This is a genomic window from Acinetobacter sp. L-24, from assembly GCF_056857555.1.
In genome coordinates this window covers 1-11556 of record NZ_JBSXNI010000011.1, presented here as the reverse complement: position 1 = coordinate 11556, position 11556 = coordinate 1, and the positions used below count along the sequence as shown (strand labels likewise).

7 protein-coding genes and 7 pseudogenes are annotated in these 11556 nt (G+C 37.3%); 8 read left to right on the top strand and 6 right to left on the bottom strand.

Annotation, left to right across the window (positions count from 1 at the left end; all coding sequences use genetic code 11):
• A pseudogene (locus AC13CK_RS00445) lies at positions 1-359 on the top strand (transposase); the annotation flags it as partial.
• A gap of 18 nt (positions 360-377) precedes the next feature.
• On the opposite strand, the gene AC13CK_RS00440 reads toward AC13CK_RS00445, so the two are convergent.
• The 4 genes and pseudogenes from AC13CK_RS00440 to AC13CK_RS00425 form a co-directional block, all read right to left on the bottom strand.
• Positions 378-863 (bottom strand): hypothetical protein, encoded by a 486-nt coding sequence (locus tag AC13CK_RS00440; RefSeq protein ID WP_004733174.1) that lies wholly within the window; start codon positions 861-863, stop codon positions 378-380.
• A 56-nt stretch (positions 864-919) separates the two neighbouring features.
• A complete protein-coding gene (locus AC13CK_RS00435; protein WP_482830864.1) occupies positions 920-2194 on the bottom strand; it encodes an MFS transporter in 1275 nt (424 codons plus the stop codon).
• Positions 2195-2266: 72 nt separating this feature from the next.
• Positions 2267-3901 (bottom strand): malate dehydrogenase (quinone), encoded by a 1635-nt coding sequence (gene mqo, locus AC13CK_RS00430; RefSeq protein ID WP_004733172.1) that lies wholly within the window; start codon positions 3899-3901, stop codon positions 2267-2269.
• Positions 3902-4336: 435 nt separating this feature from the next.
• Positions 4337-4477, bottom strand: a pseudogene (locus AC13CK_RS00425) (IS5/IS1182 family transposase); the annotation flags it as partial.
• A 260-nt stretch (positions 4478-4737) separates the two neighbouring features.
• Here AC13CK_RS00425 and AC13CK_RS00420 point away from each other — a divergent pair.
• The 7 genes and pseudogenes from AC13CK_RS00420 to AC13CK_RS00390 all read left to right on the top strand — a co-directional run.
• A pseudogene (locus AC13CK_RS00420) lies at positions 4738-5237 on the top strand (IS3 family transposase); the annotation flags it as partial.
• A gap of 150 nt (positions 5238-5387) precedes the next feature.
• Positions 5388-5738, top strand: coding sequence for a hypothetical protein (locus tag AC13CK_RS00415; RefSeq protein ID WP_184413766.1), 351 nt, complete (start codon positions 5388-5390; stop codon positions 5736-5738).
• A gap of 202 nt (positions 5739-5940) precedes the next feature.
• Positions 5941-6890, top strand: a pseudogene (locus tag AC13CK_RS00410) (IS481 family transposase).
• Positions 6891-7042: 152 nt separating this feature from the next.
• A complete protein-coding gene (locus AC13CK_RS00405) occupies positions 7043-8248 on the top strand; it encodes a tyrosine-type recombinase/integrase (RefSeq protein WP_482830863.1) in 1206 nt (401 codons plus the stop codon).
• A gap of 50 nt (positions 8249-8298) precedes the next feature.
• Positions 8299-8415: pseudogene (locus AC13CK_RS00400) on the top strand (transposase); the annotation flags it as partial.
• Positions 8416-8439: 24 nt separating this feature from the next.
• Positions 8440-8541 (top strand): annotated as a pseudogene (locus AC13CK_RS00395) (putative oxygenase MesX); the annotation flags it as partial.
• A gap of 188 nt (positions 8542-8729) precedes the next feature.
• Complete coding sequence (locus tag AC13CK_RS00390; RefSeq protein WP_482830862.1) at positions 8730-10121, top strand: methylenetetrahydrofolate reductase C-terminal domain-containing protein; 1392 nt, start codon at positions 8730-8732, stop codon at positions 10119-10121.
• Here the strand turns inward: AC13CK_RS00390 and AC13CK_RS00385 are convergent.
• Together AC13CK_RS00385 and AC13CK_RS00380 are read right to left on the bottom strand one after the other, a co-directional pair.
• Complete coding sequence (locus AC13CK_RS00385) at positions 10118-10786, bottom strand: epoxyqueuosine reductase QueH (protein WP_287967140.1); 669 nt, start codon at positions 10784-10786, stop codon at positions 10118-10120. The genes AC13CK_RS00390 and AC13CK_RS00385 overlap by 4 nt on opposite strands.
• A 239-nt stretch (positions 10787-11025) precedes the next feature.
• Positions 11026-11556 (bottom strand): annotated as a pseudogene (locus tag AC13CK_RS00380) (IS5 family transposase); the annotation flags it as partial.

The window sequence follows — 11556 nt, the reverse complement described above, 5'->3', positions numbered from 1 at the left end:
AAATTTTTTTTAGATTACGAGGCGTCTTGGATCAAGAATGGGTATTCATTGACGGAAGCTACATACGCGTGCATCAACATGCAAGTGGAGCTCGGTATGGTTTCGAAAGAGCAATTGGACAATCACGCGGTGGACAAACAATAAAAATACATCTTGCAACCGACGCGAATGGATTACCGATTGATTTTAAAATCACTGGGGGTGACGTCCACGACAGTCAAGTTGCAAAACAACTGATTGATATTGTAGGCGAGGCAACATATCTCATTGCTGGCAAGGGATATGATGCTGAGCACATTCGAATATGTGCTAAGAACAAGAATATGATTCCCATTATTCCATTGAGATCAAACACCGAATTTTTTTTGTGCTAGCTGTTATAATGCGCCAAATTGCTGCCAAGTCTCATCATTATGTAAAGAGTCATAATAATTTTGCAGTTCTACTAAATCATAATATTGAATATAAGCTAATAGCAATAGGCCGAGGATCAGTCCAACTTTAAGACAACTAAGTCTATTTGGCTTTCTATATAAATTATCTATTCCAAAGGCAGTTAAAATTAAAGCAGGAACCAATACAATTGTTTTTAAATGGTTTAGAAAGTGAATTCCATGTGTATACAATAACCCAATAATAAGCAAAACTATCCCTAAACTGGTGTAAATACGGTCATGGAGAGAAGTGCGTAACGCGAAATTACATTGAAAAGCTAAAATAAAAGTTGCAAATAAATAAAAACCAGTTCCACCAATAATGAACGTATAAATTGCATTGAATAGGCAATAAGCCAACAACACTGATAGTACGAAAGAATAGAGTTTGGTATAGAGAATATGTGAAAAGGGGAAAATCTGTTTCATAATTTGCTCTATTGAAAACTCACATCATATTAAAAGAAGATTTGAAGCTTAACATGCTATTCACTTTTTGCCACTGTGGCATGTTTTTTTAGTGTTGGAGATGGCTTGAATAAATGTCGCGTACGAGTAAAGCTTAGACCACAGATTATTAAACACAGCGTCCCTCCAATAAGTACTGCTGGCACCACAGAAAAATAGCGCGTCATCAGGCTCATGTGTAGGGCACCGAGCTGATTGCCTGAAGTGACTAATATGCCATTTAAAGCCGCTACACGCCCTAATAGTGCTTTTGGGGGGAGTTGCTGTAATAAAGTTTGTCGAATGACCATGCTGATGCTATCAAAGGCACCGATTAAAACAAGGAAGAAGACTGAGAGCCAAACATGGGAGGATAGTGCAAAGGCTAAAGTACACAAAGCAATTGCAAAACTACTATAGAGCATATTTCTCCATGCATTTTGCATCGGAGAATAACAGGTCAACATCAACATCATGATACAGGCGCCAATAGCTGGTGCAGCTCTGAGTATACCTAAGCCTTCAACACCAAGATGCAGGATATCGTGTGCAAAAATAGGCAGTAAGATAATGACACTACAAAAAAGCATGGCGCTGAGATCCAGCAACATACTCCAAAACATTAGTGGATGTTTAAAAATAAACAAATAGGCTTCTTTCAAACTTTTGCTTAAATGCTGTTTATGGGGGCTAGGGAATTGACGAGGACTTAATCCGAATAAGCAGATGCTACCCACGCAACACAAGAAAAAAACAATAAAGAGGGTTTTTTCAAGCCCAAGTTGGCTGAGTAAAAGTCCTGCGCATAAAGGCGCTAAAATGCCGCCTATTTGCCAAATGAGCGCGGTCCATGTGGCTGCATTGCTATAGACTGACTCGGGGGTTAGAAAAGGGCGTAATGAATTAAATGATGGGCTGTAGATACCTCTAAGTATGCCTAAGCAAAAGATGAGGCTATAAATGCCGTATAAAAGTGTATTTTGTTGAATGTGCTGTTGTTGGTACTGAGAAAAAAGAACAATAAATAATAATGGAATTAAAGTGCTACAGCTAAAACTCCACTGCACAATTTTTTGTCGGTTATAGCGATCAGCCCAGTCGCCACTGATCAGGGAGAGGCAAATAAAGGGGAGTAACTCAATTAAGGCAATCATGCCAAGGCTGAGTGGATTTTGAGTGAGTTGATAGATACTATAGGCAATGACGACTTCTTGAATCATGATGGTTAGAATTAAGCACAACTGATTGACACTCAGAAGTGAAAAATCACGTGAACGAAAAGCCAAAAAAGCATCGGAATGGAAAAGCGACATAAACAGAATAGTTTCAAATATGAATTAAAAAAGGATGGCGCAAAGTCCATCCTTTTTAGGGTTTAAAGCAGATTACTGTGCTTTTGCTACCGCAATAGTTTCGTCATTTGCAGCTTTAGCCATAGGTGTATATTTCAAACCAAGGGTTGTGCTGGTGTATTGGCGAACTTGGTCAAGAAGCACAGGATTAGTGCTGAGTTCTTGTTGGTACGATTTTACAATTTCATGTAATTTCGGATTCCATTTACCTGCTACTTGCTGAGGGAATGCTTTTTCAAGCAAGCTCAACATAATATAAGGGGAAGTTGAAGCACCAGGAGACGCACCTAATAGGGCAGTCACAGCGCCATCTTGTGATGCAAAAATCTCGGTACCAAATTGCAAGCTTGCAGGTTTGCCTGGTTCTTTCTTAATGATTTGAACACGTTGACCACCTTGATTCATGCGCCAGTCTTCTGGTTTTGCATCAGGATAGTATTTTTTCAACTCATTAAAACGGTCTTCATCGGTCATCATGACTTGGCTAACTAAGTATTTCACCAAATCAAGATTTTCCATACCCACAGCGGTCATTGGTAAAACGTTGTTCTTAGTGGTTGATTTCAATAAATCAAGCTGAGAACCTTGTTTTAAGAACTTGTTTGAATAAGTTGCAAATGGACCAAACAACACATATTTTTTACCGTCGATATAACGTGTATCAATATGTGGAACAGACATTGGTGGTGCGCCTAATTCAGCACGACCATAAACTTTTGCAGTATGACCTTCAGTGACTTTTGGGTTGTCGGTCATTAAGAACACGCCACCTACAGGGAAGCCAGCATATTGCTTCGCTTCTGGTAAGCCTGTCATTTGTAAAAGTTTAACCGCTGCACCGCCTGCACCAATAAAGACAAAGCGCGTTTTCACATGATCTGTTTTTCCTGTAGTGAGGTTTTTAAATGCAACAGTCCACGTTTTATCATCGTTTTGGCTAATGCCAGTCACTTCAGTCGATGTTTGTAACTGGAAATTAGATTGTTTTTTAAGGTGATCGACCAATTGAGTGGTGATCGAACCATAGTTCACATCCGAACCTACATCCATGCGTGTTGCAGCTACTTTTTGTGCAGCATCACGGCCATTCATCACCAATGGTGCCCATTGTTTAATTTCAGCAGGATTCTCAGAGAATTTCATGCCATAAAACATTGGGTTTTTAACCATTGCAGCGTAACGTTTTTCTAGGAAATTCACGTTATCGCCCCAAACGAAGGCAATGTGCGGTACAGGGTTGATAAAGCTATTTGGTTGACCCAAAACGCCTTCTTTGACTTGATAAGACCAGAACTGTTTTGCAACTTCAAATTGTTCCGCAACGTTCACAGCTTTAGAAATGTCCATTTTTCCATCTTTTTCAGAGGTATAGTTCATTTCCATAAAGCCAGAGTGGCCTGTGCCAGCATTGTTGAAGCCGTTTGAGCTTTCTTGGGCAACGTTGTCTAGGCGTTCATACATACGAATTTGCCAGTTTGGCTCAAGTTCACTAAGATATGTGCCTAGGGTTGCACTCATGATGCCACCACCAACTAAGACTGCGTCAACGACAGGCTCATTGCTGGTGTTTTGAATTTTCTTAGACGCGATAGGTCTAAATAAGAAGATTAGTGCTGCAATAATAAGCAGAACGATGAATACCAATAGGTATTTTAAAAATTTGTTCATGCGATTATGACCATGGAGGGCAGGTTTGGATCGCTTTATAGCGAAGACAAGAATAACAATTATGGTGATAGGAACACTTGTAAAGAATTAGCTTAGAGAATTGAAGTAATACTCAAAATTACAAGTATGCAAAGATTAACGTTCGAAGCTATCACACATTTTTGATTGATGGATATTTTAGACTAAATATGTATTGACTTAGTCATTTTTATTGTAAATGAACATAATTAAAATATAAATACCAATGATGTTTGTTCTTGTTTATTAGTTTTTATTTTAATTCACTATCTGGTCTAAAAAAAATCAGATGTTGAATATTTATACAAATACTCAGTAATTTATGAAAAAGAAGCTTATAACTTGTTTCAAGGTTACTTTCCAACGGCTTTATTGCACAAATATTTGAAAGGCAAAGCGCCCCTAATTGAGCCAAATTTAAGGCGTAACTTGGGTAAGTGGTCGACCTAATTCCGTAAATCTGTTAAGGACTGCTACAGGTGCATGAATCTCATTGACTTGGCTATCAAAACTCCTTGTACTGAGTTTATCTCCTAATAATTTAATGCAGCGCAGCTTAGGGCTTGTTGAGAATTAACAAAGGCTACTGATTAATTTATAATAGTACTATAGATAGATACATACTTACTGATGCCCAATGGGCAAAAATGGAACCTGAACCGTACCGGGTTTGTCGGAGACCAACTTTCCTGAGATGAGAAGCATTGCTTCGCAAGACGTAGCGAAGCGTAGTGTTCCAATGAAAAAAGTAAAATATACCCCTGAAATCAGAGATAGAGCGGTTCAATTATTGATTGACTACCAAGACGGTATCTCAGGTGAATGACTTTACGTATATTCAAACTCATTCAGGCTGGGTCTATACCGCCTTTATTACTGATGTGTTCTCACGAGCAATTGTTGGATGGAAAGTATCAACACGTATGAATACAGATATGGTGCTCGATGCACTGGAGCAAGCATTACACGATTGAAGTATGCCAAGGAATGTGATTCATCATTCCGACAGGGGTGTGCAATATCTTTCGATTCGCTATACCAATCGTTTAGAAGCAGAAAATTTACGAGCATCAATCGGTACAACGGGGACTCATACGATAATGCTTTGGCTGAAACAGTGAATGGCTTATACAAAACAGAGATGATTGAATATTTAAAAGCAGATTAGCAAGGTTTAGCAGATGTACAACTTGCGACATTAAATTGGGTAGATTGGTTTAATAAAAAGCATGTACACAGTGCACTGGGTTATGTATCGCCTTTTGAGTTTGAAGCAATGTACTATGATAAGATTAACCCGTTAGGTCAGGTGGCCTAACTTAAATAAAAAAAATCTCCGATAAATCCGGTAAGGTTCAAAATGCGATTTATGGCTTTTTTGTGTAAAAAAAGTAATATTTGTCTTATTGTTAAATTATAACAATTAGTATAAGTACACCTATGATTTACAGATGAAAAAGGTAGTTAAATGAAATATTTTTTAAGTTTAACTTTGTTAGTTTTAGCAATGACTGGGTGTACTTCGAGTCCAAAGACTGAAACTTTACAAGATAAGGCTACAAGCAATACTTCAGCTGATACGCAGGTCCTTAAATTTTCTGGTCCGAATGGTTTATTAATTTTTCTGAAATCATCGGATAACTTTGAAACTGCTTTAATGACTGATAACTCAGGCGTGGTATATCGTTTAAAGCAAACAGTTGCTGGTAGTGGTATTCGTTTAGCTAATAATAATGGAGTTTCAATTCACTTTAAACGTGGTGAAGGGGTTGTTGAATTTGTAAAAGACCAGCCAATCAGCATTACTGAAGTAAAATAATAAGGTTTAAACTTTAAGAGAACCCCACACCATAATCTGCATACCGAAAATTGGACACTATTTCTTGAAATGTGGTCAAACATGATCAAGGACTAATTCGCACTCTGTTAATGGGTGAATTCAAACATGAGGTGCGACAGTTTCAAAAGCCTTATGATAATCTGTGTGATTCATAGACATCACTTCAATATAATGGGTGTCTATGAATAGAGAAATTCAACAAAGACTCGTATGGGTTAAATTATTTGAAGAGACCAATAATGCTGGCCTGGTTTGTCGGAGATGTGGCATTTCTAGACCAACTTTACGCAAGTGGTGGAAACGATATTCTGAACAAGGTATTGATGGATTAAGTAGTCATAGTAAATGTCCCTTAAAATCGCCAAATACTAAAATCAATGCTGAGCTAGAAGCTTTAATATTGGAAATGCGCTCAGCTAGAAATCTTGGTGCTCGACGTTTGCAAACCGAATTAATGAGCTGCACGGAGTCTCGTTGTCCTTGGCGACTATCCATCAAGTACTCTCCACCCATCAAGTCAAACCGATTAAAAAATTCCGTCGTAAAGTAGATTACATTTGTTATGAACGTCCATTACCAGGCGATAGAATTCAAATGGATACCTGTAAACTGGGTCCTGGACTATATCAGTACACATCTATCGATGACTGCACACGATATCGCGTTTTAAGGATATATAAACGCCGAACAGCAGCGAATACGCTCGACTTTTTAGACTGCGTAATTGAAGAAATGCCTTTTCCCATACAGCGAATACAGACCGATCGAGGGTGAGAATTCTTTGCTGAAAAAGTACAGAAAAAATTGATGCAGCATGGAATCAAATTTAGGCCAAATAAACCTGGTTCAGCTCATCTGAATGGCAAGGTAGCGCTCACAAAAGACTGATAAATCTGAGTTCTACGCTACTGTCGATATTAATTCTGAAGATATCCAAGACAAGCTAGCCGAATGGCAGCATTACTATAACTGGATGCACATTCAGCTTTGAAAGGTAAAACACCGATGGAAAGGTACTTTGAATTATGTGAAGAAACCCCTTTCTCTGATGAGGTCCAGAAGCAATACAACCCATCAAATGAACGGCTTCAACATGCCAATTTAAGACTTGCAAAATCAATGGTTAATTAATTGGTTACTAGGGAATAACCAATCTAAATATAAATTTTATTTAACAATTACTTATAAAAATATGTGATGCGTATGATACGCATCATATGAATATCGCTTAAATTTGCTATAATTGAATTGAGCAGTGCCATTTGTGGTTAGGTTAAAAATTCATGAGTCTTACTGAAATTAAGGTACGTCAAGCTAAACCAAAGGAAAAAATCTATTTTCTGGCAGATGATGACGGCTTAAGTTTGAAGGTAGAACCAAACGGACGTAAATCTTGGAGTTACCGCTATTCACTTGCAGGGACAAATAAACGTCCTCGCATGAAGTTGGGTGAATATCCTGTAATGTCCTTGAAAGAGGCCAGATCAGTCCGGGATGAATATAAATTTAATAATTATGAAAATAAACCACCGCATAAAAAATACATCAAAACTTTTCAGGATATTTGTGAAGAGTGGTTAGAATTTAAAATTAAAAATTCCTTTGAAGATGAACCACGATGCGGTGTAATTCAGCTCGCAAAAAAATGTTTAGATCAGGATGTTTATCCAAATATTGGACTAATGCCATTTATTGAAATTAAAAGATATGATCTAGTTAAGATTATTAAAAATATAGAATCTAGAAATGTAAAAGAACCTGTAAAGAAAGCCTATAGTTATTTAAATCAGATTTATGATTATGCGGTAGCGATGGGGTATTGTGAATATAATATTGCACATGGACTTCATAAAATATTAGTCAACAATAAGATTAAGAAAAACTATCCTCATTTGAATTCAGATGAACTATCTAATTTCTTAGCTAAATTAAATCAGATTAATACAGATCCTATTATTAAAAAAGCCCTGTTATTTAAACTATATACAGGCGTCCGTGGTGGAGAATTATTGGTTTGTGAACCACATCACTTCGATCTAGATAAAAAAATATGGAAAATACCAGCCTTACATATTAAACAATATAGAAGAAAGGTTATTTTAGGTCATGATATCCCTGATTTTTTTGTTCCACTATCTGATCAAGCACTTGAAGTTGTGAAATCAGCACTCGTTTGGTCTCATGGCGAAAAATATGTGTTTTCTAGCCCGCGAAATAATAATAAACCTATTCATTTTAATACCCTGAACTTAATTATTAGAAAGATGGGATATACTAAAAATGAACTATCATCTCATGGTTTGCGCTCAACATTTAGTACCATATTAAATGAATCCGGTTTATTTCAATCAAATTGGATTGAAGCACAGCTATCTCATATTGATAAGAATAAAACCCGTGCGAGTTATAATCATGCAGAATATTTTAATCAGCGTATGGAAATGATGCAATGGTGGGGCGATTTTATTGATAGTTGTACTGTAAATTAATGGTTATGAAATCCAAGTTTTAATTAGAATAGGCTTTGTTGCACAAACCTATTCACCGCCATAAATCATTATCTAAAATTGCATCTCGTGGTAAAAGCTCAATGGGTCGGTTCTATGGCTATAAATTACATATTGTGATGAATCAACTTAGAGAAATAGTCTGTTCACAATAATGATTCCTCTTAACTCGTAAAGTTTATGACGGTGTTGAACGTGTTCAATTGAATCTTAAACAAGGTAAATGGATAGAAGAGAACTTCATTAAGTCGTATCAAAATATTCTTGAAAAATAGGCATTTCATTTCACATTAGAGCGAGAATCTAATGAGAAAGTTGCCTGTTTGAATGTAGTGAATAGATTCATTGCATAATTGTTGACTAAAATTTTCTATATCAGCCTGTTTAAGATTAATCGGGCTGATTCTGTTAGGTCGAATATAATAGCGACCTGCTTTAATCATTTTTATTTGAACTTTATTTTATGTCACAGCTTGCTTCCTATTTTAAGCACAATCAGTTTTGTATTTTGTTGGAATATTTAAGTTCTGCTAAGGGCATTGCCGTACCAATGTCTTTAGCAGAATTTCCATGTGCGATCACTTTGGCAGATCGAGTGCATGCTGATAGTGATTTGCCACCACTTGAATGTGCGAAGACATTTCCTTCATCAGTGGAAAAAATCATCCATTATTCAGGGAAAGGTCGGGATATTACTGATTTTGAGACCTTCTTAAAATCAACTCAAGCTTCGGGACAGAAAAATTTACTGCTTCTCACAGGTGATAAGTTAAAAAGGCATACAAATGGTCAAGATGGAACGAATCGCACCCGATATTTAGAGTCTGTAAATGCGGTCATGGCCGCAAAGTGTTATGGTGGATTTCACATTGGTGTAGCTTTTAATCCCTTTAAATATGCTGAAGCTGAACGTGATGCACAATATTTAAAACTTCACAAAAAGATTAAAGCAGGAGCAGACTTTATCGTTACCCAGTTGGGTTACGATATGGAGGCTTTAAAACAAGCCAAGGCTTTTTTAAATCGTCATCGATACCCACAAAATATACTTGCTTGTATTATGCCACTTAGTTTGGCACGTGCCAATTTTATGGTGAAACATAAGATAGCAGGAATTGTGATTACACCCCACATGTTACGAGTGTTGGCTCAGGAAAAACAGGATGGACGAACTGAGAATGCTTATAAACGTTGTGCTATACAAATATTGATGTGTAAGTATTTGGGTTTTGCAGGTGTGCATCTTTCAGCATGCCATAAGCCTGAAGAGCAAAAGCTTTTAGAAAAATATATTGAACAATATCGACATTATGGTTTACAGGAACTCGAAGCACTCTGGAATGCACTGTGGCAAGTAGAGACTAAAAAGGAACTCGTGCCACAATTAGCTTATTATTCCCGCCAACCATCCTCTAGCCAGCTTATTAAATATCAGCAATTGCATTTCATGCACAAGGCTCTATTTGAGTCCAAAATTGCCAAAGGTGTGGGGCATTTTATTTTTAAAGCCTCATTCTGGGAAAATACGCCTGCAGCAAAAGCATTGTTAAAAACTGAATTTATCTCTAAGCAAGGGGTCGTGGGTTGTGAAAGTTGTGGTCAATGTAGGTTAGGAGATACTTTATATATTTGCCCTGAAACTTGCCCCAAAGGATTGGCGAATGGTCCTTGTGGTGGTACGACATTGGATCGCTGTGAGTTTGGAGATCGTGAATGCATTCATTCTGTGAAAGCCCGACTTGCCAAAGCCGTGGAACAGACTGACGTTCTAAAAGAAAAACTGATTCCAACTGTACCCATTGAAGTCCGTGGAACCAGTTCCTGGAAAAATTGGTATCTGGCGACTGAAGCTTAGCTTTCATCATCCGTGGCATTCGAATAAAATTTCACGCCCAATTTGATGCGATCACGACCTTGGCTCATACGCCAACGGTTGGTATCACGTAAGGAGTATACACAGCCACAATATTCTTGTTGGTAGAATTCTTCCTTCTTGCTGATTTCAAGCATACGAACAGCACCACCATTTTTACGCCAGTTGTAGTCCCAATAGGTGATTCCTTCATAATGTGAAGCAGAACGATGCCCACAATCATTGATCTGCTTCATATCTTTCCAACGAGAAATACCCAATGAGCTACTAATTAGGCTGAAGCCATTTTCAGCTGCATAAAGGGCAGTCCGTTCAAAGCGCATATCAAAACACATGGTACAGCGAATACCTTTCTCTGGCTCATTTTCCATGCCTTTGGCACGTGCAAACCAATTGTCTGTATCGTAATCACAGTCAATAAAAGGAATATTATGTTTTTCTGCAAAGCGAATATTTTCTTCCTTACGGATTTCATATTCCTTGACAGGGTGAATATTGGGATTATAAAAAAAGATCGAAAAGTCGATGCCTGATTCAATTAGGGTTTCCATCACTTCACCCGAGCATGGTGCACAGCAGGAGTGAAGCAGAAGCTTGTCATGACCTGCTGGGAGAGTCAATTTCTGACGTTCAAGTTTGTTTGACATAGTTATATGGGTTTAAATCTAAACCCTATATTTTAACGATTTAATTAGATAGTAAAGATTTGATATACTGATATTTTCTAAGGTTAAGATGAAAGAAATTCACTAATTGAAATTTAATAAGAACTAAAGTATATAAGAGAATAACTACAATAATGCTTTGGAATTAGAACATTGCAAGTTAATCAAGAGTCATTGTATGAAGCTTTAAAATTAAGTGAAGAAATTATTAGGGCGTGTCCTCATTTGGCTTTGCACCAAATAAATATGTAGGCTATACGCATAGATTTATAATTGCGTGCTAGTTTATCAAATCGAGTTTGCAATAGCACGGAAATGTTTTGATCTCGCAAAAGCGTTTTCAACTAAATATCTTAATTTATATAGATATTTATCAAATTCTTTATTCGATCTCTTACTGTTTGATCTCAATGGAATAATAGGAATCATATTCTTGTTCTTAGCACATATTCGAATGTGCTCAGCATCATATCCCTTGTCAGCAATGAGATATGTTGCCTCGCCTACAATATCAATCAGTTGTTTTGCAACTTGACTGTCGTGGACGTCACCCCCAGTGATTTTAAAATCAATCGGTAATCCATTCGCGTCGGTTGCAAGATGTATTTTTGTTGTTTGTCCACCGCGTGATTGTCCAATTGCTCTTTCGAAACCATACCGAGCTCCACTTGCATGTTGATGCACGCGTATGTAGCTTCCGTCAATGAATACCCATTCTTGATCCAAGACGCCTCGTAATCTAAAAAAAATTT

Coding starts and splice junctions, on each gene's coding strand:
- AC13CK_RS00440 (WP_004733174.1), bottom strand. CDS start 863: ATGAAACAGATTTTCCCCTTTTCACATATTCTCTATACCAAACTCTAT.
- AC13CK_RS00435 (WP_482830864.1), bottom strand. CDS start 2,194: ATGTCGCTTTTCCATTCCGATGCTTTTTTGGCTTTTCGTTCACGTGAT.
- mqo (WP_004733172.1), bottom strand. CDS start 3,901: ATGAACAAATTTTTAAAATACCTATTGGTATTCATCGTTCTGCTTATT.
- AC13CK_RS00415 (WP_184413766.1), top strand. CDS start 5,388: ATGAAATATTTTTTAAGTTTAACTTTGTTAGTTTTAGCAATGACTGGG.
- AC13CK_RS00405 (WP_482830863.1), top strand. CDS start 7,043: ATGAGTCTTACTGAAATTAAGGTACGTCAAGCTAAACCAAAGGAAAAA.
- AC13CK_RS00390 (WP_482830862.1), top strand. CDS start 8,730: ATGTCACAGCTTGCTTCCTATTTTAAGCACAATCAGTTTTGTATTTTG.
- AC13CK_RS00385 (WP_287967140.1), bottom strand. CDS start 10,786: ATGTCAAACAAACTTGAACGTCAGAAATTGACTCTCCCAGCAGGTCAT.